This window comes from Acinetobacter sp. ABJ_C5_2 (assembly GCF_044538485.1).
Lineage (GTDB): Bacteria > Pseudomonadota > Gammaproteobacteria > Pseudomonadales > Moraxellaceae > Acinetobacter > Acinetobacter nosocomialis_A.
In genome coordinates this window covers 1-22,338 of record NZ_JBIUCS010000026.1, presented here as the reverse complement: position 1 = coordinate 22,338, position 22,338 = coordinate 1, and the positions used below count along the sequence as shown (strand labels likewise).

21 protein-coding genes and 5 pseudogenes are annotated in these 22,338 nt (G+C 35.0%); 23 read left to right on the top strand and 3 right to left on the bottom strand.

Features of this window, described 5'->3' with window-relative positions:
- The first annotated feature begins 68 nt into the window (after window positions 1-68).
- Window positions 69-683, top strand: a complete 615-nt coding sequence (locus ACH8JV_RS15920) for a TetR/AcrR family transcriptional regulator (protein ID WP_396522362.1) — start codon at window positions 69-71, stop codon at window positions 681-683.
- A gap of 117 nt (window positions 684-800) precedes the next feature.
- Here the strand turns inward: ACH8JV_RS15920 and ACH8JV_RS15915 are convergent, their stop codons facing one another.
- Together ACH8JV_RS15915 and ACH8JV_RS15910 are read right to left on the bottom strand one after the other, a co-directional pair.
- A complete protein-coding gene (locus ACH8JV_RS15915; protein ID WP_396522360.1) occupies window positions 801-1,406 on the bottom strand; it encodes a hypothetical protein in 606 nt (201 codons plus the stop codon).
- A 123-nt stretch (window positions 1,407-1,529) separates the two neighbouring features.
- Window positions 1,530-2,777: a serine hydrolase gene (locus ACH8JV_RS15910; protein ID WP_396522358.1), complete on the bottom strand. Its 1,248-nt coding sequence runs from the start codon at window positions 2,775-2,777 to the stop codon at window positions 1,530-1,532.
- 715 nt (window positions 2,778-3,492) lie between these two features.
- Here ACH8JV_RS15910 and ACH8JV_RS15905 point away from each other — a divergent pair.
- From ACH8JV_RS15905 to ACH8JV_RS15835, 15 genes and pseudogenes are all read left to right on the top strand, one after another.
- Complete coding sequence (locus ACH8JV_RS15905) at window positions 3,493-4,053, top strand: TetR/AcrR family transcriptional regulator (RefSeq protein WP_396522356.1); 561 nt, start codon at window positions 3,493-3,495, stop codon at window positions 4,051-4,053.
- Between the two features lie 448 nt (window positions 4,054-4,501).
- Window positions 4,502-7,267, top strand: a complete 2,766-nt coding sequence (locus tag ACH8JV_RS15900; RefSeq protein ID WP_396522354.1) for a type VI secretion system Vgr family protein — start codon at window positions 4,502-4,504, stop codon at window positions 7,265-7,267.
- 29 nt (window positions 7,268-7,296) lie between these two features.
- Window positions 7,297-8,271 carry a DUF2515 family protein gene (locus ACH8JV_RS15895; RefSeq protein WP_396522352.1) on the top strand — a complete coding sequence of 325 codons (975 nt, stop codon included), beginning with the start codon at window positions 7,297-7,299 and terminating at the stop codon, window positions 8,269-8,271.
- Between the two features lie 42 nt (window positions 8,272-8,313).
- Entirely contained in the window at window positions 8,314-9,213 is a 900-nt protein-coding gene (locus tag ACH8JV_RS15890) for a hypothetical protein (protein ID WP_396522350.1), read from the top strand.
- A gap of 159 nt (window positions 9,214-9,372) precedes the next feature.
- On the top strand, window positions 9,373-10,164 hold the full coding sequence (locus ACH8JV_RS15885) for a hypothetical protein (protein WP_396522348.1): 792 nt from the start codon (window positions 9,373-9,375) through the stop codon (window positions 10,162-10,164).
- A complete protein-coding gene (locus ACH8JV_RS15880) occupies window positions 10,121-11,713 on the top strand; it encodes a hypothetical protein (protein WP_396522346.1) in 1,593 nt (530 codons plus the stop codon). Before ACH8JV_RS15885 ends, ACH8JV_RS15880 begins: the two co-directional genes overlap by 44 nt.
- On the top strand, window positions 11,714-12,259 hold the full coding sequence (locus tag ACH8JV_RS15875) for a PAAR domain-containing protein (protein ID WP_396522344.1): 546 nt from the start codon (window positions 11,714-11,716) through the stop codon (window positions 12,257-12,259).
- Complete coding sequence (locus ACH8JV_RS15870) at window positions 12,256-12,972, top strand: hypothetical protein (protein ID WP_396522342.1); 717 nt, start codon at window positions 12,256-12,258, stop codon at window positions 12,970-12,972. Before ACH8JV_RS15875 ends, ACH8JV_RS15870 begins: the two co-directional genes overlap by 4 nt.
- On the top strand, window positions 12,956-13,345 hold the full coding sequence (locus ACH8JV_RS15865) for a hypothetical protein (protein ID WP_396522340.1): 390 nt from the start codon (window positions 12,956-12,958) through the stop codon (window positions 13,343-13,345). The genes ACH8JV_RS15870 and ACH8JV_RS15865 overlap by 17 nt, the downstream gene beginning before the upstream one ends.
- A 560-nt stretch (window positions 13,346-13,905) precedes the next feature.
- Window positions 13,906-14,151, top strand: a pseudogene (locus ACH8JV_RS15860) (RHS repeat-associated core domain-containing protein); the annotation flags it as partial.
- Between the two features lie 154 nt (window positions 14,152-14,305).
- Window positions 14,306-14,542, top strand: coding sequence for a hypothetical protein (locus ACH8JV_RS15855; protein ID WP_396522338.1), 237 nt, complete (start codon window positions 14,306-14,308; stop codon window positions 14,540-14,542).
- A gap of 11 nt (window positions 14,543-14,553) precedes the next feature.
- On the top strand, window positions 14,554-14,958 hold the full coding sequence (locus tag ACH8JV_RS15850; protein WP_396522336.1) for a hypothetical protein: 405 nt from the start codon (window positions 14,554-14,556) through the stop codon (window positions 14,956-14,958).
- A 133-nt stretch (window positions 14,959-15,091) separates the two neighbouring features.
- Window positions 15,092-16,129, top strand: a pseudogene (locus ACH8JV_RS15845) (RHS repeat domain-containing protein); the annotation flags it as partial.
- Between the two features lie 182 nt (window positions 16,130-16,311).
- The gene (locus ACH8JV_RS15840) at window positions 16,312-16,515 is read left to right on the top strand and encodes a hypothetical protein (protein ID WP_396522334.1); all 204 of its coding nucleotides are present in this window, start codon (window positions 16,312-16,314) and stop codon (window positions 16,513-16,515) included.
- Between the two features lie 25 nt (window positions 16,516-16,540).
- A complete protein-coding gene (locus tag ACH8JV_RS15835; RefSeq protein ID WP_396522332.1) occupies window positions 16,541-16,903 on the top strand; it encodes a hypothetical protein in 363 nt (120 codons plus the stop codon).
- An 80-nt stretch (window positions 16,904-16,983) separates the two neighbouring features.
- Here ACH8JV_RS15835 and ACH8JV_RS15830 read toward each other — a convergent pair.
- Window positions 16,984-17,112: pseudogene (locus tag ACH8JV_RS15830) on the bottom strand (IS982 family transposase); the annotation flags it as partial.
- Between the two features lie 73 nt (window positions 17,113-17,185).
- On the opposite strand from ACH8JV_RS15830, the pseudogene ACH8JV_RS15825 reads away from it, so the two are divergent.
- The 7 genes and pseudogenes from ACH8JV_RS15825 to ACH8JV_RS15795 form a co-directional block, all read left to right on the top strand.
- Window positions 17,186-18,605 (top strand): annotated as a pseudogene (locus tag ACH8JV_RS15825) (RHS repeat domain-containing protein); the annotation flags it as partial.
- Complete coding sequence (locus tag ACH8JV_RS15820) at window positions 18,605-19,141, top strand: DUF4303 domain-containing protein (RefSeq protein WP_016685091.1); 537 nt, start codon at window positions 18,605-18,607, stop codon at window positions 19,139-19,141. The pseudogene ACH8JV_RS15825 and the gene ACH8JV_RS15820, both read left to right, overlap by 1 nt.
- 101 nt (window positions 19,142-19,242) lie before the next feature.
- Window positions 19,243-19,740 (top strand): hypothetical protein, encoded by a 498-nt coding sequence (locus tag ACH8JV_RS15815; RefSeq protein ID WP_396522330.1) that lies wholly within the window; start codon window positions 19,243-19,245, stop codon window positions 19,738-19,740.
- Between the two features lie 323 nt (window positions 19,741-20,063).
- Complete coding sequence (locus tag ACH8JV_RS15810; protein WP_396522328.1) at window positions 20,064-20,582, top strand: SMI1/KNR4 family protein; 519 nt, start codon at window positions 20,064-20,066, stop codon at window positions 20,580-20,582.
- 77 nt (window positions 20,583-20,659) lie between these two features.
- Window positions 20,660-21,196, top strand: a complete 537-nt coding sequence (locus tag ACH8JV_RS15805) for a hypothetical protein (protein ID WP_396522326.1) — start codon at window positions 20,660-20,662, stop codon at window positions 21,194-21,196.
- 79 nt (window positions 21,197-21,275) lie between these two features.
- Window positions 21,276-21,506 (top strand): annotated as a pseudogene (locus ACH8JV_RS15800) (CPCC family cysteine-rich protein); the annotation flags it as partial.
- A gap of 417 nt (window positions 21,507-21,923) precedes the next feature.
- Complete coding sequence (locus ACH8JV_RS15795) at window positions 21,924-22,271, top strand: hypothetical protein (protein WP_396522324.1); 348 nt, start codon at window positions 21,924-21,926, stop codon at window positions 22,269-22,271.
- Window positions 22,272-22,338 lie beyond the last annotated feature (67 nt).

The window sequence follows — 22,338 nt, the reverse complement described above, 5'->3', positions numbered from 1 at the left end:
CACAGATTACATTGATCTCAAAGTACTGTCAAAGTTAAACTATCGTAAATTTACAAGTGATGAAATTCATGGCAGACACACAACGGGGTTATCACCACGGCGCACTGAAAGCCGCACTTATTGATGCGACGTTGATTCTTTTAAAAGAGGGTGGGATTGAAGCCGTTTCTGTGCGAGAGGCAGCTAAACGGGCTGGCGTTTCACCAGGTGCACCGTTTCGCCATTTTCCATCGAGAACTGCACTACTGAATGCGGTCGCAGAAGAGGCCATGGTTCGTCTCACCATGCAAATCGATCAGGCACTCACACAAGCAGCGAGTCTCTCACCCTTAGAGCAATACCGTGCATTAGGACAGGCGTTCCTGATTTGGGCCTTTGAAAATCCGCATCACTTTCAAGTGATTTCCACGCGCGCCGTCATCGATTTCGAGGGAAGTGGGCTTCGGGCATCCAACGACAAGATTCGTCGCCAGATGCGACAACTGTTGAATGATGCTGTATCGAGTGGAGAGCTCGTCGGTATTTCGGCTGAAGATGCCTTGTTATCTACTCGTGCATTGGCTTATGGCCTTGCCCGTATGAATATTGATGGACAGTTACAGAGTTGGGACGTTGATTCAGGGGGCTACCTTGGGCTTGCACAACATCTGATTAATGAACAAATTGATCGTCTCAAACGTTGAGATTTCATTCTGATTTCTAAGTCGTACTCAATGTCTTAAACAGGGTGGGCAGTGCTTACTGGTTTATACTCAATGACCGCCTTCTGGGGCGGTTTTTTGAGGAGTAAAGCCATACTGTTAAATAGTTACAAAATTAGGAGAATTCTCATCAAAGTATTTACTGCAAATAAATCTTAAAGCATAAAAGAATTCAACAGCTTCCTTCATAGTTGGTAACTGATAATCTGTGTCATGCGTTAATTCATTTCTTCTTAGAGTTAAACTAGATATTGTATCTAAAACTTCTTCAGGTAGTTTTCCCACCCATTTATGTACTTGTTTTTTACTATAAGGTCCATCACAACAAATCATAAAAGCTTTAAATAATTCAAATTGCTCAATAATAACTAGTTTTGAAATAATTGGTTCTACTCTTGATTCATTCGGTTTCAGCTGAGATGCTGGTATTCGAGTTTTACCTTCTTTATTAGACTGATCTTCTACAACTATTCCTGCTATAGCCTGCATATAAATACTTGATCGCATACAATATGGATGACTTCTATCAATATTTTTCCTATTTGCTGGAGAAGATAAATATGGGCCTTCTTTCCATGCAGGATTGTCATCTCCAATATATTCCCAATTCATCATTTTTTCAGCTGAACGAGCTAAATCGAAACTCATAGCTGCATCGCAAATAGATTTTGTTGAAAGATGTTTATATTTCAAGAAATTAGACATAGTTTTAAATTATTTTATTAAAAATCAATATAATATATCTTAACATGGAATCTTTGTATAACTCCAAATCAACCCATCATAAGGAGTTGCTAAAAGCCTACTACTCATGATGGGCTTATGTGTTTAACGATTCATAGAATCAACAGCTTGAAGTATGCCTGTAAATAATATGGCTAGTTTTGTTTCCGGCTGTGGCTCATTTCCATTTGCGGTAAATACTGCACAAACTTTATGACCTTTTTGAGTTTTACCAATCACAGAAAAGTTAATCACGCCGTATTCGGAACCACCTTTAAAACCAATTTTTTGCCAATTTAAATTTTTAAAAAGTGGGTTTAAAGAGCTGTTCAGAGCAGGGGCATTTTGAACACTTTCAAGCAGAGGACAAATCTCATTGGCTGACATATACCATTCAGCATCTTGCCAAGTAGCCGATTTCCCAATGCTACTCACACTCGGTAGCGGGAGTTTGTCTAGCTCAGAGAGCACTTCTAAACGAGCCGACTTTGTACCTGTTTTAAACTTATTTTTTAGCTTTTCATTACTTGGATCAATCAGTTGAAATAGCTCTCGTGTCGTCAGCATCGGGATGTTTCTAGGTGACAACGCTTCTATACGAGGTTTCTTTAATACCTCTATCAGGCTATCGGTCGCTGTATTATCGCTAATTTGTATCATTAACTGCGCGAGAAGTTCGAGATTTACTGGTGTACCATCAGGTAAATTTTGTAAAACTCCAGTTGGCAATGAGCGATTTTTTTCTTTTAAAGAAACAATAGTTTCTCTTTTTAATTCGCCTTTTTTTATTGCATCTTCATACGCTTTTAAAACGAGTAACTTAAAAGTTGAACCCACAGCCATTGGAGTTTTATCATTTTCAACAATCACAGGTTTGTTATCTATAACAACTAAAAGAGAAGTTTTACCGATTGCGTTTTCATGTAGACCTTTAACCATTTCGTCTAGGCTTACGGTCTTAAAATGAGGCGCGCTAAACCAAAGGGTACTAATTTGCCCTTGCTCATCTAAGCTAATTGAAACAGGTAATTCGCCTTTCTCGAAATCAATCGTTCCTGAGCCATTAGAAATATTAATACTTTTAAGAGTGCCTAAAGAGGCTTTTAAATCATCAACGATTTTTTGAATTTGTGTTATGGAAACTTGTCCTAAAAATTGAGGACTAAATAAAGCAGGTTCTACGGGTTTATCTGCAAAAATTGATGAAAGCTTAGTCGATAAATTATCCATTTTTTGTTCTGTCGCTGCATGAGTAGTAGAAATAACAATAGGGGAAACATTTAAAGCCATAACGCCTACAGCAAAAAATAAAGCTCTAGTTGTATACATTTTCTTGGTTAGAAAGTTCTTCATTAAATGTCCTCTTATATTCAGACTCATCTACAGTTTTTTATAAATGGTTTTAAAATAAACATTCATTTTGAACTATCAAAACTCATATATCTATATAAATTTCTTCGATTTTATAAACCCTAATTTAATAATAAAACTAAATTATTTACCCTTACTTTTTAATGATTTATTTTAAAGCAAATGTCATTTTGTGTGCTTGACTGTGAAAGGCTTGGACACTATCCTTTGCCTGCTGGCCACATTGCCAGTCGGTCGTCGCGGACCGCTGTTTTCGACCACATCAGGATTATTTCTTCTGAGGAATAGTTTTGTGTGAGCATCTCCTCGTCTCCTCCCGTAGCGGTAGGACGGGAGAGGGACACCTTCGGGTGTGCTGGAGTCGAAACCAGTCCGCGAACCCTCTTCCGTTCTGCCACCATAATTTTAATGTCTGGCAGAACTCCCAATAGAAGGAGTTGGCTTTGCACATTCATTATTTCTTGGCTCTCGATGCCAAAAGCTATAACGACACCACTTAAATCATCTTTAAACAGTTTGATGGCCTTTAGGGTTTTCAGGCTTTAAGTCATTACGGCTCAAAAATTTGTATCAACAATAAAACTTGAGATGTGCCAAGCACAGTCTTTATGGCTTTGCTGTGCCTTTTTTTCTCTCAAAAAAGGGCACAGGCTTTTTTCTCTTTTAGAAACAACAAGAATTTATAACGGTAAAAAGTATGCCACCTTTAGTATTTTCTACACGTGCTTTAAAAGTTATTAATAAGGCGATTGATTTATTTCACCACCACGGATTCCATTTAGTAGGTGTCGACAGAATTGTGAGAGAGTCTGAAATTACAAAAATGACTTTCTATCATTATTTTCAGTCCAAAGCGCGGTTTATCGAAATTTGCCTACTTGTGCAAAAAGAACGGCTACAAGAGAAAGTCATTGCAATGGTCGAGTACGACCACAACACAAGCGTGACGGACAAACTCAAAATACTTTATGACTTGCATGCCGACTTGGAAGGGCCGTATTTCCTGCTATTTAAAGCCATTTTTGAAACTAAAAATACTTATTCAAATGCTTACCAAGTCGCCATCAAATATAGAACATGGCTAACCAATGAAATCTATAGCCAGCTTAGAACGCTTAATAGGGAAGCCTCATTTCATGATGCCAAATTATTTTTATATATGATTGAAGGCACCATTATTCAGCTTTTAAGCTCCGATATTTCAAATATGAAAGAACAGTTGTTTGAGCGATTTCTAATGTGTTTTACTTGCAATTAGATGAGTGTTAAGAAATATTAAAAATTGTCTCTAATTATAATTTAAAATATCTAAACTATTTTAAATTGAATCTTTGCATGGAAAGTAATTTGGAAATATTTTTCAATAATAATAGATCTATTTTTGAATTTTAAAAATAATATAAATAACAGTATATTGCGTTGTTTCTTGTTTTTAAATTGACCAATAAAATGTATAAGCCTGTTTAATGTTTATACATTTTTTAAACAATTGATTTATTGGCTTATTTTTAAAAATTAATGCTTTATAAATGAGGTTTAATATAGCAAAATTAACAAATCTTTTGATTATGCTAAGGTTAGATTCTATTCTATTAAATAGAATAAGTTTTAATATTTAATTTAAATGTAAAATTAATTATTAATTAAATAGACAGATTTGTATATGCTTTGTAAAATGCCGCTAAATATAATTCAGTCCTATAAAGATGTTGAACAGTATTCATCAAGTTTTAGATAGTTTGGGTATTAGCCCACAGAAACGTGCTATTCATATTCAATTTACGTCTCCGATATTGAATGACCAAGTCTTTCTGCAAAGAATTGATGGCGTACATGCACTCAATGATGGCTTAAAAGCAGAACTTTTATGTCTATCAACAAATGCAACGATTCAACTAAAATCTTTTATTGGTGTTCAGGCCGCTGTAGATATAGTGACGGAACGAGGTGAATTAACCCGCGTTACAGGCATTATTACTCAAGTTCGACAGGGTCAGTCAGATGGAAGTCTAACTTTATATAAGTTGACCTTAGAAGATCCAACCACATTATGGAAATATCGCCGCAATTCGCGCGTATTTATGAATAAAAGCGTGGTTGAAATATGGGAAATACTCTTTAAAGAATGGCAAGTTAAAAATCCGCTATTTGCTGCAAGTTTAAGTTTAGATTTAAGCGGTTTAACACAAACTTATGATGTTCGTCCTTTTGTTATGCAACATAACGAAAGTGATTGGGACTTCCTTACACGTTTACTTCGTAGTGAAAATATCAGTTGGCTCATTGATGAAGCTCAGCATATTGTTCCAAGTACCGATACATCTATTCAAGCTCAAAAACTGAGGTTGATTGATGCCAATAGCCAATATCAACCTTTAGACCGTAAAACGATTCGTTACCACCGTAGTAGTGCGGTGGAACAATACGACAGTATGACTCGCTTAACTGCCGAACGTTCTCTTCAACCCAACGTTATGCATATACAACGTTGGCAAGCAGAAATATTAGAACAAGAAGAAGGGATTGGAAGCGTTCAAAGTAAGCATCAGCATAGCGAACAATATGATAATGCTACACTTGGCTTAGAGCAAGCTTGGAACTATGCGCCTGCATGGATTGGTGATTTAAAGGGTGAGGATGGTGTAACTAAATCTGGAAATCAACAAGTTGAACGATTAAACCAGAACCTCCATAATTACTACGAGGCACAGGCGAAACGCTTTATTGCGCAAACGACGGTCCGCGATGCCTATGTGGGTTACTATTTCGAATTAAATGAACACCCAGAAATAGACCAGCATGAAAGCTCAGATAAAAGCTTTTTGATTGTTTCTAAAAATTTCTTTAATCAGAATAATTTACCTAAAGATTTAAATGACCAAATTAATGGTCTATTGGCGCAAAGTAACTGGTCAATACAAAACCCCGAGAACAGTGATGAACGCCAAGCGAATCAACTGATTTTACAACGTCGTCAGATTCCAACAACACCAGCTTATAACCCACAAATTCATAGCCCTACAACTCATCCGCAACGTGCAAAAGTGGTGGGTCCTGAAGGTGAAGAAATCTATGTAGATGAGTGGGGACGTATTAAAGTCCGCTTCCTGTTTACCCGTAGTGATGACCATAGCCATGATGGTGGTGCAGGGACCAACAACAATGACACCGATTCAGCTTGGATTGACGTTCTAACACCGTGGGCTGGAGAAGGTTACGGTGCACGTTTTTTACCGCGTATCGGTGAAATTATCGTTATTGACTTCTTTAATGGCGATATCGACCGACCGTTTGTAATGGGTCGAATTCATGAGGCTCAGCGCCATCCAACCAAATTTGATAACAAAGGTAAACTTCCCGATACTAAAAAGCTGAGTGGTATCCGTTCCAAAGAAGTGTCGGGTGGTGGTTTTGGACAACTCAGATTTGATGATACACCGGGACAAATTAGCACCCAACTTCAAAGCAGTCATGGTGCAAGCCAGTTAAATCTCGGGAAACTGAGTCATCCTAAAGACAAAGCGGAAAGCGAAGACCGCGGAGAAGGGTTTGAGTTAAGAACAGATGAGTGGGGTGCAATTAGAGCTGCAAAAGGACTTTTCATTGGTACTGATGCACAGATTAATGCAGAAGATAAACAACTGAATATAGACCTAGCAATTCAACAGCTTGAACAAGCCTTAGCTAAAATCAAGATTTTACAAAAAGGTGCAGTACAAGCAAAGGCCGATCCGAAAGAAGGATATACACGTTACCCAAGTTTAAAGCAGCAACTTGACGACCAATTAAAATCTATGGCAAAGCCTAATATTTTAATAAGTACCCCTGCGGGTTTATCTGTAACTACACCCAAAAGTCATAGTTATAATGCTGGTGAAAATATAACAATGATTGCAAATCAACAAATTGACATGAGTAGTCTGGGGCAACTGACAGCCAACTGCCTTAGTGGGATGAGCTTATATGCTCAACAAGGAGGAATAAAAGCGTTTGCCAATCAGGGAGCGGTTCAAATTCAGTCACAAAATGATGTATTACAAATGGCTGCTTTAAAAGATGTATCAATTACAAGTAGTCAAGGTTCAATTACGATAGTCGCGGATAAAGAGATAACACTTGGTAATAAAAGTGGTGGCTATATTAAAATCAAAACCAATGGTTCAATTGAAATAGGTAGCCCTGCTACTGTAGAAGTTAAATCTCAAATATTTAATACACTTGGTGCATCAACGCTAAAATTACCGCTTCCAACTTTTAATAATGTCACAACTTATAATGAAGTCTTTAAAGTGACTGATCCAAATGGAGAAGTTATTACAGGGTTATCTTATAAAATTACAGGTATGGACACTGATATAGCAGGTGAAACCCTCGAGACAGGACATTCTGAACAAATATATTCTTCGACCGAACAACAAATCAAATTTGAACCTGTTTGGTACGATCTTATAGATCAAGAAACATCTGAATAATTATTTGACTTTGACCAGAGAAAAAATATATGGGTAATATCAGTAAAACGAATCAAAACCAAAATTCATGCTCGAATGTTGCTTTTGACTGTGACCATATGTGGTCAATGGCACAACAATTTGCCTATGCTAGACTGTGCGATAAGAAAGATGGAAATAAATTAGTTCTATCAAAGATTTATAATACTCGTGCGAAAAGAATTGCTGCAACGTATGCCCGCTTTTACTTAGAAATGGAAGTAGGTGGCAATCCAAAATTTAAAGGACGTTATTATTGGATGGCACTGGGTGCATTTGCCAGTAAGACGGTAGCATGTTCATTGAATGACCCTCGCGTTGCAGCGATTAAGACTGTAACTGAAGGACTGGGAAAAGGAAACTTCTGGTTATTTATGGATGTTGCTGGTTGGCATTGGTACTGGAGTAACCATAAGAGTAGTTTTGATACATGCAAAAAACTACGGAGTGCCAATAAATGTGTACCAGAAGTAAAAGCAGTGCTAGACAAAATGCCTTGGGCGACCGAGGCTTTACCTAAAATTAAGCATTTTGAAACCAATCCCAATATTAAAAAAGGCATGGATTGGGTCGATAAATTTGAAAAAACAACAAATAAAGATTTACGTCCCTCGATTCAATTTGAACATCTGATGGCAATTGCCAACCATGAACAAGGTAACGTGCTGCAACCATTAATTTATGATGACAGTGATTTTTCAAAATGGGTAGAGCGGCAGCGGTGGCCAGTGGTTAAGAAGTTTTCGCCAACCTTAAATGTTGTATTTTCACACAGTTGTGACACCAATGACCCTCGGTTAGAGTCGATTGCTCCAGACGATACAGTATTGGAAAATCTTAAGAGTCGTATGAAATGGATTACAGATGCGGCTGGGGTGTTCCATGGTCTAATGCAAGGTACGACATTCAAAAGTGATATCGCCTATATGGAACAAGAATTAAGAACGATTGCTAGTTGGGTAAATCATAAAGATTTACTTGAATAATTATATGTAATTAAAACATAATTTTAGCTTATAGGATTTGTCATGAAAATAATCAGGCATTTAGTGCAACTATGTTTACTTCTTTTATTTTTACCTTTAACCGCTTGTAGTGGCGATGACCTATCACTCAATAATGGAAACAAAAAAACTATGAACTCTTTAACTTTATACTTTAATAAAGAAACAGGAGCACAGTTTGCTACTCGTACTCAAGCGGGTTCATCCAATCCGTTACCAACATCGCAAACCACATTCTATAATTTGGATTGGAACAAACATCCTATTGATGTGCTGATTGATCATGGGAAAAACAGTATTACTCTCCATCATGTAATTGGTGTACAAACTGCTACAGCCGGTAATTATGGAATTATTACAAGTTATAATAATATCAGTGCAGGTTTAAGCAATGATGACACCATAAGTCATGACCAAGCTCGCTTGGCAATGCTCGCTATTTTGAAAGATTTAAGAAATAACGGTTGGCAACGTTTTATTAGACTGTCTGAACCAAGACTAACAGGTAAAGACGCTTTGGATTATGCAAAAAAAGAATTATACCTTTACGCGCTTGATCCAGATTATGTATATACATTGGATGAATGGATGCAATTGGAGGATGGTGTACGATGGATGTTTCAAGCCAATGGTATTTATTTGACCATTCAAATGTATAGAGAACAAAGCAAAATGGACCCAAAACAACCAGGGGAATATTTTGTAAGATATGAGATTGTATCTGAGAAAGAGTTCTATGCACCTTACTTTAAAGATGATGATTTAAAAAAATGGGAAATGAATGCGGCACGTTGGGTGTCATTATATCCTGGTATAAAAAAAGAGATGAACCAGATCCGTGCAAAAACCGAAGCTGAGCTTAAAGTGCAAGGGGTTCAAATTGATACAAGTTATCAAGACCCAGCATTGGTAAGTAAAAAATAAAAATAAGGTATCCGCTATGTTCTGGAAGTTTTGGGAGTGGAAAAGATGACAATACAGGCTATACGCCATTCCCTTAGGTTGAGTCTACTACTCTGTGGCTTTTTCTTGGCTGCTTGTAGTGAACACAATATGCCGTCTAATAGCGGAAACCAAAAAAGTATGAGCTCTTTAACTTTATACTTTAATAAAGAAACAGGTGCACAGTTTGCTGCTCGTGTACAGACAAATGTAGAAAATCCATTACCCACCTCTACCACAACTTTTTACAATAAAGGTTGGGATAAAAACCCGATTGATGTGAGGATTGAGCATGGGAAAAACAGTATTACCCTTCATCATGTAATTGGCGTGCAAACAGGGGCAGCAGATGGTAATACCTTGATTACAGGTTACGATAATATCAGTGCGGGTTTAAGCAATGACGACACCATGAGTCATGACCAAGCCCGCCTTGCAATGCTCGCTATTTTGAAAGATTTAAAAAATAAAGGCTGGCAACGTTATATCAGCTTATCTGATCCAAGATTGACAGGTAAAGATGCATGGAATTATGCAAAAAAAGAATTATACATTTATGAGCTTGATCCAGATTATGTATATAGCTTGGATGAATGGATGCAGTTAAAAGATGGTGCACGATGGTTATTTCAAGCCAATGGTATTTATTTGACCATTCAAATGTACAGAGAACAAAGCAAAATGGATCCTCAACAACCAGGGGAGTATTTTGTAAGATATGAGTTTGAATCAGAAAAAGAATATTATGCACCTTACTTTAAAGATGATGATTTAAAGAAATCGGCACTAAATCAGGCACGTTGGGTGTCATTATATCCTGGCATAAAAAAAGAGATGAACCAGATCCGTGTCAAAACCGAAGCTGAGCTTAAAGCGCAAGGGGTTCAAATTGATACAAGTTATCAAGACCCGGCATTGGTCAGTAAAAAGTGAAATTATGATGTTTAAAGGTTTACGTTGGCTTATATTTGCGCTTGTTGTTTTGCTTGTTTTTGATTGGATTGTCATTAGTTACTGGCAGGACATACATTTAGATGTATCAGCATCACTACTCATAAAGATGTTGATCGTGGCACCCTTAGCGTTGGTACTAGGCTTCTATGCACTCACTTACTTATTTTCTTATATTACAAAGAAAGAAAATCATCCAGTAGAGTCACCTGCTGTAGAAGAAGATCGGGATTTACCTGTGGCAGAACCTTTTAGCTTAGAGGTTAAACAACCGCTCTCTATTTTAGCTACAGCACTGGTAACACCTTTGGGAAATGACGTAACTCAAATTATAGCGTCATTACGAAGCAACAAACTCGCAGAGCCAGACCCAGTCTTAAAATTTCAGAAAACGTATCCTTATTTAAGTCGGCGTATCCAAGCTATGCCAGCATTGAATAATCAGGAAAAAGTATTTTTTAAACAGGAAGACTTATCAGAGTCTTTAGCATCAAGACCACTTTTTACTGATCGTTCGAAAAGAGTTGAGCAAATTATGGCTCATTTATTCAAAGAACTTTCTTTGGTTTTGCAAAGTATTGATATTAAAAAATTGAACCCAGACCCAGAGGAAAGTACTAAGTCAGTTCATCAAGCACGGTTACATCCTGAATGGATATCACAAACTAAAAAATCAATATCAGAAGAAACTCCTACTATCTATCGTCCTGATCCGAGCTTGAAGGTGTTGTTTATATTACCTACTCATATATTGGAAGTAGAAAGGGAAATACTCTCTGATATTCTAAAACAGCATTTAAATTTGTTAGATATGGGGGAGCAGCGTGAGCTTAGCTATCATATTGTTGATGTTGAGAATAGTGAAGATACCCAACGTTTAATTTATGATGCATTGTTGAAACACTCGAATCATGACCATGACAAGCATCCTCAACTTCTTTTGATGATGGGATTAGATTCATGGATTGATCAACAGTATCTTGACATTAAATTCGAGGACGAAAAAAAAGCAGTAAATCCTTCAGAAGGAGGCTTTGCAATACTTTTTGCTGATCAACTCCTAACAACTGAACTAGAACCTATTGCTAATATTAGCGTACCTGTTCGGTATCAACACAGACACTCAGCAGCTCAACAAGATCCAACCATTGCAGAGAATTTAGTACAGGTGATACAACATCTTCAGCAAGCATACAATTTAAATAATCAAGACAAACTGCTGGAAACGGATGAGCTCCTATTTACTGATCATGGTGCAACACAGACTAAATCTTTAGTTGAGCTTACTTCCGTATCTAGTCATTTTCAGATTGAAGATGATCAAATCGTTTCCATAAGTTCTGCATTAAATGATACTTCTGCGATGGCTCCAGGCTTTTCATTAACTCTTGCACTTGCAAATACGGCTGAAAACCAAAAGCAATCTATACTTATTAACAATACTGGAAATCAACTTGGGTTGAGCTGGTTGCTTACACCTGCTAAAAAACTACTCTCTGAATCAGAGACTGAGTTAGGAGATGCCAGCTAAATGTCCCAACCAATTATTGTAGAAGGTGATCCAACCACTACAGGCGGACGTATGATTCCGTCTCAAACGGCACGCAAATCTAATGGCAAGAATATTATCCGATTAGGCGATAAATTTTTTTGCCCAGTCTGTAAAAAAATGGGCTCTATCGTGCAGGCAAGTAACCTTCAACTGGTGCAGAATATTGGAGTTGCATACCACGGATGCAAAGTACAATGTGGTTGCTCTGGAAATCATATTGTGATGGCGACTCAATCAGTTGATCTGGTTGGAACCGATTCTAGTAGTAAATCAACAAAAACAAATACTGATAATGTTGTTGCACAAAGCTTTGTTTCAGAAAAGGCCTATGAGCATCAATTTGTATTGGTCGATGAGTTCACTCAGATGCCGCTTGCGGATCGATTTTATAAAATAATCATAGATGGTAAAACAATTACAGGGAAAACAGATAGCCAAGGACAAGCCCAATTAATGACAGCATCTAAAAAGTTAGAAGTGTTGATAGAGGTTTATCCTGAGAATTATGAGGAGCAATCCAAATGATACCTCTAATTGTAGGCACGGGCAGTAGCACACTCGTATTAAAATCGGATTCAGGTACTAAGACTGTAATTCCCGTCAATAAACCACGCGGTACAGTGTTTTGGGGAGGGGCTGGATTGGATGGAGCATATTTAAAGCCAATGATTCAGGCATTTACTACTGCTGGAATTCACTATGTTTGGGCTGGATTGAGTAATACTTCAACCAAAACCTATATTGGTAGTTTAGGTAAAGGTTTTATTGGTACTTTGATGGATGCCGCTCGAACTGGTGTGATGATCAAAAATAATGATGGAACCGATGATTGGCGTGTTTACCCACCTGTTTCGACCAATACAGCAAAGCAGTTTAATTTGATTGGTTATTCTTATGGTTCAATGCTTGCTGCACAAACTGCAAAGTCTTATGCAAACCTTGGTTATGTGGTTGATCATTTAGTTTTGATCGGTTCTCCCATAGATGCTGATTTTTTAGCGATGTTAAAAAAGCATAAAAATATCAAAAAGGTGAGTATCATTGATTTAACTGAACATGGTGACCCTATTCATGCTGGGATGAGTTTTTTCGATCTCGTTAAAAATGCCCCTTTGCTTGGAACACAAATGAGCAACAATAAGGCAGAAGGACATTTTTATTATGCGCATGTAGTTCCAGATTCTCCAAGACGTTGGGCTGAACTTGCTATGAGGATTAAAAATGAAGGTCTTGAGTAGTAATTCAGTGAAGAAAAATTTTTTTTTAATCCTTTATCTTGGTTCGTGGTCGTTACTTGCAATCATATGGCTTGTTTTTTTGGTCAAGATACTCAATTCAACTATTACTTTTGATGATGTCAGAGTCGGTAAAGTTGTTGCGTGGGGAGCTGTTGCCTTTGTATTGAGCTTAATCCCTGTACTGCATATTCTGCTATTTTTATATTGGTATCTAAGAGTATGGCGAACCAGAAATAATTTAATTTATATTTTAATTTGTCTTTTGATCATCATAACTTCATTTGTATGGTCGTCGAATCATATTAGTCGTGGTGTAGAAAAAGATAAAAAAGCACAGGAAATGAGTATTGAAAAAAATCAGTCTGGAAAATAAGTTAGGGGCTTATAAGTTTCAGTAATATTTTGATTTACTATAGAAATTATTTGGTAATGATTCTGCCAAAAATGATAGAAACATTAGTTCTATGCCGTTTATTTTTATTTCTCGCAACATTCAACCCAATCTCTCATTTGAACTATGGCTAAGGGCATGTCTATGGTGTTGGTTTCAATCAACAAGATATGGTTGCTTTTCATCATAATGATTTACATCGTGAAATCGCATGATTCCAAAATGAAGAAGTTACTAATCTTGAGATTGATAGTTTATTAGATAAGTTTATTCGGTTAAAAATATCTCGTTATGAAGCATACAATTCACTGATGGAGATTTTAAGAGAATATGAAGTTATTATGGTAGAAAGTAATTCTTAATATCAAGAACAATTTGATTATATTAGTGATGTTTTGACAGGTATCACAGGAGATACTTCGAAATCTTCTATTATTAGATTTGATGGAGATCCTGAAGACATAGATTTATTAGCAGAAATCGCTTCAAGCAAGGATTGGAGGCAGTGATTCTTACACAAAGCGAATCAACTAGCGTGATGTAAGTGTAAATCTAAAAATGCTAAGTCTAATTTCTTCGAAAATAGTGAAATTATTTCAAATAATATCCGTTTCCAAGGGCAATATTTCGACCAAGAAACAGGTCTTCATTACAACCGTTATCATTATTATTCGCCGTATGTAGAGGGTTTTATTTCCAAAGACCCGATTGGATTATTGGGTGGAGATAATGTATATGCATATGCACCAAATCCAGTGGAATGGGTTGATCCATTGGGGTTGAAAAGTGAATGTGATTGCCTAAAAAAAAGGTAATCCAAGTGGTGCAGGCAATTATAGAGGTGGTTCATATGGGGGAACAACTAAACCAGGAATTGAGTCACATCATATGCCCGCAAATAGCGTAACTATATTAGCTAAAAGTCAAGGTCCATCCATACAAATGGATCCTAATGATCATTCTGAGACATCTAGTCATGGTCATAAAGGTAATGCTGGGAAAGCATATAGAGCAGATATAAAAGCTTTAATCGATGCAGGTAATATGAGAGGAGCTATGGCAAAAGAAATCAAAGATGTAAGACGAGTAGCTGCATTATCAGGAGACAGAACTAAATATAATGTAGCAATCAAAGAAATGCTCGTTTATGCAAAATGTATTAAAATGCTTGATAAATAAAAGGTATATGTATGAATTTTAAATATAAGATACTGGGTTTAGATCGTTATGATAATGATGTTGATCAGTTTATTAATATAGTTAATAGTATTCCCGATGATCCCAGTGATGATATTGTTGATGCACTTTTTTTAACATTTAGTAATGAAGATGATTTTGGAGTTCAGGAAAAAGTTTTAAATAAATTAGACCAGTTATCTAATAATAAATTTATTTCGGGTTTATTAAGAAATTTTCATCATTTATTGGAAAAATCATCTGAACAAGAATGGCCACTCCTTATTATTGGTCGCTATATTAATGCTGATGATCAAACTAGAATAAAGGAGATAATAAAAGCTTCGACCGAAAATTTAGAATTATCAAATTTTCTAAGAAGTGACTATTTTCAAGATGAATATCCAATTGAAATATGATCTTCTATCAAAAAATTGAATAGATAAAGTTCAATTGATAGTTTAGAAAAGTTAATAGAGAATAAAAGACCTTTGTTATTTCAAAGATTTTTTTATTGGTGGCTGATTTTATAATGCAAAATAACTAGAACTACTGATTCAACGTTTATATCAGTACGATAAAACTGTTCAATTAACAGGAATTAATGATACGCGTAGGGGGAATATCAATTATAAATATGATCCAGTTGGGCGTTTACTTGAAGCGAGCAGTAAACTTGGAAAAGAAACGTTTAACTTTGACCCTGCTAGTAACATTCTAGATTCATATCATAGTCATAAAGCTCAAATCCACTCACAAAGTGCTGAAGAAAAAGACTATGGTTATAACCGTTTAGTTAATAACGTGGTTAAAGAATATCTAGATCAACAATACCAATATGATGCTTATGGACAACTCGTGCGTCAAAAAACGAGTCAAGGTGATTTAAACCTTGAGTGGGATGTCTATGGCCGCATGATAAAGAGCCGTAATAGCCAATATACGGCAGAATATCGCTATGATGCATTAGGTCGCCGTATTCAAAAGCGGAGTAAACATCACTATACAGGTCAAGAACAGAACATCATTTATGGATGGGATGGCGATACGCTTGCTTATGAGTCTACCGAGCAGTTGACCAAGCATTACATCTATGAAAAGGACAGTTTTGTGCCAATGCTACAGGCTGTTTATTTAAGTCCAATAGAACTCCATAGCACCCCAGATTGGACAGATAGACCTTATAACATACACCGAGACCCGCTTTGGAAAACTGAAAAAGAGGGTAAAGAGTTTGACGATGTATGGTTCTATCACTGTGACCATTTAGGCACACCTCAAGAAATGACCGACCATACAGGTGCGATTATTTGGAAAGCCGAATATAAAGCTTGGGGCGAGTGTAAAGCGGAGAGAGCAAAGTCCAATTTCTTCGAAAACTCTGAGATCATCAGTAATAATATCCGTTTTCAAGGACAGTATTTTGATGAAGAGACAGGATTACATTACAACCGTTATCGTTATTACTCGCCTTATGTGGGACGTTTTATTTCCAAAGACCCGATTAAAATTTTTGGTGGATTAAACTTATATAGCTATACATTGAATCCGATTAATTGGGTCGATAAGTTAGGTTTAATGCAGTCATCAGGTTGTACAGTCTATTCTCGCCCAGAGGTTATTGCTAAAGTTACAGCAATTGTTAAAGTTCATGAAGGGCTGATAAAAAAATTGATCCTAATGCAGGAGTCGGTATTCGAGGAAGTTTAGTTACAGGGGTTAGATCTAATGGACAACCATGGAGTCAAAAAGAATCTGATATTGATGGTTATGTGGCTTCAAAGGTATTATATGGAGATGGTACTAATAGATTTCCAAAAGAACTTAAGCCGATAGAAAACTCAATAAACAGTGCAATAAAATTGGCATTGCCTTGTTTGGGTAATAAAACAAAAGTTTTTTCTTTTAAAACTCAAAGGCAGAATTTCCCTGTAAATGCTGATCGATTTGGTGAAAAAATGGTTAAAATCTTTTAATTTTAAATAGAGGATAAAGTTAAGTATGTCTTTAGAAGCTCAATTAGAATATCTACAGTTAAATCAAACAGTTTATACGTATATATATGAATGGATTGATAATTTAAGTTATATGAAAGAGTGCCAAAGGCATGATTATGGTTCAAATTTAGATATCATTAAAGAGAAATTAATTGCTGCTGGATGGAGTGGAGATGGTGTAATATCTGAGATATGGATTCCACCATTTGCAATTGGTTCTATTTTAAATGAGGAATTAGAACAAGGCTATAATCTTATAAATAATTGGAAATCAGGTTATATACTTTGGCATGTAAAACAAAAAAATGATGGACTATCTTTTATATGCTCTTTAAAAAAACTAGAAATTCCTGATTATGCTATTTAAATTTTAAGGTATATTAAATTTTATATTGGATATGCAGATGGTACGTTTTTTATTCGAAATCTAGTTAATCCAAATCCTACTTAAGCCGATTGTTCCATAACTTGAATTATTGGCTTATTTCGATGGGTGAGTTGATATGCACATAATGATCTGTAAATCCCCGTTAGCAACCTCGAAATACTACGTACCTTACTTGTCACTAAATTGTAGTGTCTTTCAAAAGATCAATCTATATGGTTAATTTGTAAACATTTAAACTATTAAGTATTTATTTAGTTTTTAATTTTTTCGCATTTAATATGCGTAGTGAGTCAAGAACAGCAATATGATTTGGTAGGTCGTTTGAAAAGCCAAATGATGCTGAGCGAACATGAAAAGGGCTATCAAAACCAATATAAGCCGCACAACAATGCATTAGAGCAGACCAGTCAACTGGTACAGCGACTTTATCAATATGACAAAACAGGTGAGCTAACGGCAATTCGAGATACACGCCGTGGCAATATTGCCTATAAGTACGATCCTGTAGGGCGTTTACTTGAAGCGAGCAGTAAACTTGGAAAAGAAACATTTAACTTTGACCCTGCTAGTAACATTATAGATTCGTATCATAGTCACAAGGCTCAAAGCCATTCACAAAAGCTAGACGAAACGAGTTATGGTTATAATCGTTTGGTTAATAACGTAGTTAAAGAATATCTAGATCAACAATACCAATATGATGTTTATGGACAACTGGTTTGCCAGAAATCAACCAAGGGTAATTTATATCTTGAGTGGGATGGCAATACACTTGCTTATGAGTCGAATGAGCAAATTACCAAGCATTATATATGAGAAAGATTCATTTGTACCACTGGCGCAGGCAGTTTATGCAGAAGAAATAGAGCTTTATCAACCACCTGACTGGGCAGATAAGCCTTATAGTTTACAACGTGACCCATTATGGAAAGTAACCAAAACTGCAAAAGACTTTAAAGATTTTTGGTTCTATCATTGTGATCATTTGGGTACACCACAAGAAATGACGGATCATACAGGTGTGGTCATTTGGAAAGCTGAATATAAGGCTTGGGGTGAGTGTAAAGCAGAGAGAGCCAAGTCGAATTTCTTCGAAAACAGTGAAATTATTTCAAATAATATCCGTTTCCAAGGTCAATATTTTGATGAGGAAACAGGACTTCATTACAACCGTTATCGTTATTATTCGCCGTATGTAGGGCGTTTTATTTCCAAAGACCCGATTGGATTATTGGGTGGGTTTAATGTTTATGCGTATGCGCCGAATCCAGTGGTTTGGATTGATCCTTTCGGCTTAACATGTAAGTCATGGTTAGCTAAGGCTTTAGACGCAGGACATACTATTCCTAGTGATATGAGTAGACCACATGGTCATCATATCGTTTTTAAAGGTAAATTTGAAAAAACAGCGTATGCGCCTTACGTGAATAAGTCTAAATTTATTCTTAAAAAGTATGGTATTGATCCAGTTAATGATCCAGCAAATTTGATGATTGCCAATAATGGACAAGGTGTACATACTGTAGAGAATGCAAAAAAAGTATCTGTTGAGTTAACTAAAGCTGATAAAGAAATTAGTTCGGCTGTAAAATGTGGACAAATTACTGTAGCTCAGTCAAAAGTATTGATGCGTGCGGAATTGCAAATTATTGGGCAAAAAGTTTTTGGAGGTTATAGATAATGGATTCATGGCATAAGTTATATTCAGAAAAGTTAGTAAATTTAATTGTGGATGAGTTTCTAGTGCTTTACGAAAATTATAATAAAGATGAAGATAAAATATATGCTTTAGCATTAATTACTGACGATGATGCTTTAACAAATTATATAATGATATCGACAGAACGTACTAGAAATAGTGTACATGCAGGAGTTGAATGGGAACCACATTCATGGATGCAGGGCTTAAGTGATGATGATGATACTTTTGGAGTTAGAGCTTTTACTCCAATTATAATGGAACATTATGAGAATGATATTGCTCCAAAGTTTCAGAAAGGATTTGATTATGATGTAGAATTTAAAGAAAACTTAGAGCTCTATGTATATGCTTTAAAAGAGGCAAAAAATAAATTAATAGAAAAAATGGGTAAAAGTATTGAAGAAATTGTTTTCTTTGTATCTATCTTAGGAAATCCTGATATAGAGGTATCCACTGCAAAAGAAATTAATACTTTAACCAAAAATCTAAAAGATTTTTTAGAGATAAAAAAATAATTTTAATATATTGAAAGACACCCTTAATTTTGAATAAATAGTTTTATTATGATTTTTCAATAATAGGGTGTTTTATATAGGTTAGTTATATGAGTAAATAAATGAAAAGTTGGGATCAAGTGACTAAAGAGGCTAGTGATTTTATTTCATTCTTAGAACAAGGAAATTTCTTTAATAAACCATTTCAAATGAGTGGAGATTATAAAATCATTACTGATGCTAAGGTTGGTATCAATTATGCTACGAATGATGACTTTGATAGTTTTGATGAATGGGAAACTGTAACAGATACGCCCAACGTATTTCCAGATGATTTTGAATGGAGTGATAAAATTAAATACAAGTTAAAACAGAATAATTATTTTGATTTTGAACAAAAAGAATTTAATGGTGCTAAAGAAAAATGGGTTTATGGGGAAGCTTGTATACTTACTGAATTAATGTATAGAGATATAGAGATTATTTTTCAGTGTTATGCGAATGATTTTTTCCCAGAAATCTGGAAAAAAATTCTTGAAGTCTATTTAAATGGTGGGTTTCCCTGTGGTTGGGATGGCCATTTGCCAGAAGGAAAGCTAGTTGTTTTTTCTAATGAATAGTATTGTGAAGTAATTCTCAAGACGTAAATAAAGCCTCATTATTAAACAAATGAGGCTTTTTATTATAATCTTCCAAAAGAAAAGCATACTAAATCTCCTGGTATTCATACTAACAGTTCGCGTACTGGTCAGAATTGGAATAAAACTTGGGGAGGAATTTTAAACCAAGTTGAAGCTATGAATTTATCACAAGCTGAATCGAAGGAAATCTTGGAGCAACGCTTGAGAGCATTAGCAAGGAAAGAGCGTATTGGAAAGCACAATGCTACAGCTGTTAAGGGTGCAAACTTTTGTCAATTACAGTAAGTTAAAAGGTATATGAAATGTTTGATAAATTAATGACAGATCAAGAAATCAAAGCGAAATTATTTGAAAGAACTAGCGAAATAAAGAAATTTGGCAATCTACCTCAGCTTGATGATAATTATTTATCTTTTTTAGGTAAATATAGAGAAATAGAAATTACACCTGATATTATAATTTTGGGGTATGAAACAGCATTAAAAGAAAATCAATATCTTCATGAAAATTATCCTGAAATTAGTGAGAAAGTTTGGATAATTGGTCGTACTGGTCAAGGTGATGAATGGTTTATAGATAAGGAAAAAAATAATATCTTGTTTTATGATCATAACCAAGGGGAGTGTTTGAATATTAATCAGTTTATAGATATGAGAATTACTTTTGAAGACTTTCTTAAAATGGCATTTTCTTATCAACAACTTGAAGAAGAATTGGATATAAACGAAGAGCTTAATAAAGTTGAACAAGATCAATTTAAGAAATTAGTTAATTCTATTAATGAAGGTTTATATGAAAGATATCCCTTCAAATATTTTTAGTTTTTGTGTTGGGTTTTAATGATTTTTAGATAAAATATTTGATACTATTTAATTGTATTAAATGGGGAGTCTTAATAGTGCAGGTTTGTTTTAAAAAATTATTAGAGGAAGTTGATAAATGTAATGAAATAATTTATGGTGAAAGATTCCTTATTAAGCAGGATAATTCTGTTAATGATGATCTATTTAAAAGCTATTTAAGTTGTATTCCTGGAAATGATTTTAATATTGATCTAGGAGGAAATATAAATGATTTTTTAGGAAAAGATTCGTTAGAAAATATTCAATATATGTTTGAAGATATATTTGATGGGGAAAGTGCTACAGTATTCTTAACACAGCATGATGTAAATGTCGTATACATAAATCATAATAGTGGCGAGATAGGAGCATGTATTTCAGGCGATGAATTACATATCATTGCTAAAAATTTATTTGATTTTTTTTCGCAAATTAATGTTATACAAAATTTAATTATTGATTTATATGACTCTAACCCTAGAGGTGAAAATGGAGGATATAAGACAGGTTTCTTAGACGAACTAAAGAAAACCCTTATAAAAGAAAATGTAGTAGTGGATGTAGATTATTTTTTAGAATTTTTTTATGGTTAAGGTATAAAGGGTATTCCAAAATTAAAAGTAGTACTTCTATACATTAGGAGATGAGAGAAAGAGTTTATATAAATGTCCATGTTGTGAATTTTATTCTTTAAAGACATTATTGGAATATGAAATTTGTCGTATTTGTAAATGGGAAGATGATGGAAGTGAAGAGGCAGCAAGATCTACGCCACCATGTTCGATTTTACATAACAATTGTTATTATTCACCGTATATAGGGCGTTTTATTTCCCAAGATCCGATTGGATTATTGGGTGGTAATAATGTTTATGCAATGCACCGAATGCTATTGAATGGATAGATCTATTAGGTTTACAAAAGAAATCAAGAGGCGGGCAACATAAGACAAGAAGTGGAATACCTAAAAGCGGTGAATTTGATAAAGAAACCACAAAATGTAAAGCAACAATTTCAAAAAAAGAACAAGGAGGCTTGCATTATTTAAAAATGGAATTCCTGTTTCAAGTCAGCCAATAGCTCAAAGGAAGTAAACGGATGGAAGCAATATTTATATAAGGTTAGTGCCAATCCAAATGATGTAAAATCCTATAGAATAGTTAGTCATCGTTAACCTGATAAGCAGCATGTTTGTGCACATTGGCATGTTGGTATACCTAAACGACTTAATAGTGATAATAAACCAGAGACTTTTGATAATGGTGCTTGGAAATATCAAACTGGTAGAATCACAGTAGAGCATGCATCGAAGTAGGTCATTATGAATAATTTTGAGACAAAAAAATTAATATTTAGCCAAAGACAAAATTGGAAATTATTTTTAAATAAAAATAATTTCCAATTCGATGTGGAAAATTTAATTTTTTATCCAGAAACTACACTAATTTTGCAAAATATTGAGTGTCAAGAAAAGCTAAAAGTAGATTGTAAAAGAAAAGTCGAAATAATTTTTTTTGAAAAATATCTAGATTCTTTTAATGGTAATGAACAGCTATATGTAATATTTCCTGATGTTTCACTAGGCTCTAATTTTTATAATACAAGTCTTCCAATTTTAAAAGATACAAAAGACAATATAAAAAAATATTGCAAAATATCAATTTATTAGATATTGATTATTTTGCAATGTCTAATCTAAATTTTAAAAATTTTGTTAAAATTGAAGGGTATGCTGA

Coding starts and splice junctions, on each gene's coding strand:
- ACH8JV_RS15915 (WP_396522360.1), bottom strand. CDS start 1,406: ATGTCTAATTTCTTGAAATATAAACATCTTTCAACAAAATCTATTTGC.
- ACH8JV_RS15810 (WP_396522328.1), top strand. CDS start 20,064: ATGTTTGATAAATTAATGACAGATCAAGAAATCAAAGCGAAATTATTT.
- ACH8JV_RS15885 (WP_396522348.1), top strand. CDS start 9,373: ATGAGCTCTTTAACTTTATACTTTAATAAAGAAACAGGTGCACAGTTT.
- ACH8JV_RS15835 (WP_396522332.1), top strand. CDS start 16,541: ATGTCTTTAGAAGCTCAATTAGAATATCTACAGTTAAATCAAACAGTT.
- ACH8JV_RS15855 (WP_396522338.1), top strand. CDS start 14,306: ATGGATCCTAATGATCATTCTGAGACATCTAGTCATGGTCATAAAGGT.
- ACH8JV_RS15920 (WP_396522362.1), top strand. CDS start 69: ATGGCAGACACACAACGGGGTTATCACCACGGCGCACTGAAAGCCGCA.
- ACH8JV_RS15900 (WP_396522354.1), top strand. CDS start 4,502: ATGTTGAACAGTATTCATCAAGTTTTAGATAGTTTGGGTATTAGCCCA.
- ACH8JV_RS15890 (WP_396522350.1), top strand. CDS start 8,314: ATGAAAATAATCAGGCATTTAGTGCAACTATGTTTACTTCTTTTATTT.
- ACH8JV_RS15795 (WP_396522324.1), top strand. CDS start 21,924: ATGAATAATTTTGAGACAAAAAAATTAATATTTAGCCAAAGACAAAAT.
- ACH8JV_RS15865 (WP_396522340.1), top strand. CDS start 12,956: ATGAAGGTCTTGAGTAGTAATTCAGTGAAGAAAAATTTTTTTTTAATC.
- ACH8JV_RS15905 (WP_396522356.1), top strand. CDS start 3,493: ATGCCACCTTTAGTATTTTCTACACGTGCTTTAAAAGTTATTAATAAG.
- ACH8JV_RS15875 (WP_396522344.1), top strand. CDS start 11,714: ATGTCCCAACCAATTATTGTAGAAGGTGATCCAACCACTACAGGCGGA.
- ACH8JV_RS15895 (WP_396522352.1), top strand. CDS start 7,297: ATGGGTAATATCAGTAAAACGAATCAAAACCAAAATTCATGCTCGAAT.
- ACH8JV_RS15850 (WP_396522336.1), top strand. CDS start 14,554: ATGAATTTTAAATATAAGATACTGGGTTTAGATCGTTATGATAATGAT.
- ACH8JV_RS15815 (WP_396522330.1), top strand. CDS start 19,243: ATGAAAAGTTGGGATCAAGTGACTAAAGAGGCTAGTGATTTTATTTCA.
- ACH8JV_RS15870 (WP_396522342.1), top strand. CDS start 12,256: ATGATACCTCTAATTGTAGGCACGGGCAGTAGCACACTCGTATTAAAA.
- ACH8JV_RS15820 (WP_016685091.1), top strand. CDS start 18,605: ATGGATTCATGGCATAAGTTATATTCAGAAAAGTTAGTAAATTTAATT.
- ACH8JV_RS15910 (WP_396522358.1), bottom strand. CDS start 2,777: ATGAAGAACTTTCTAACCAAGAAAATGTATACAACTAGAGCTTTATTT.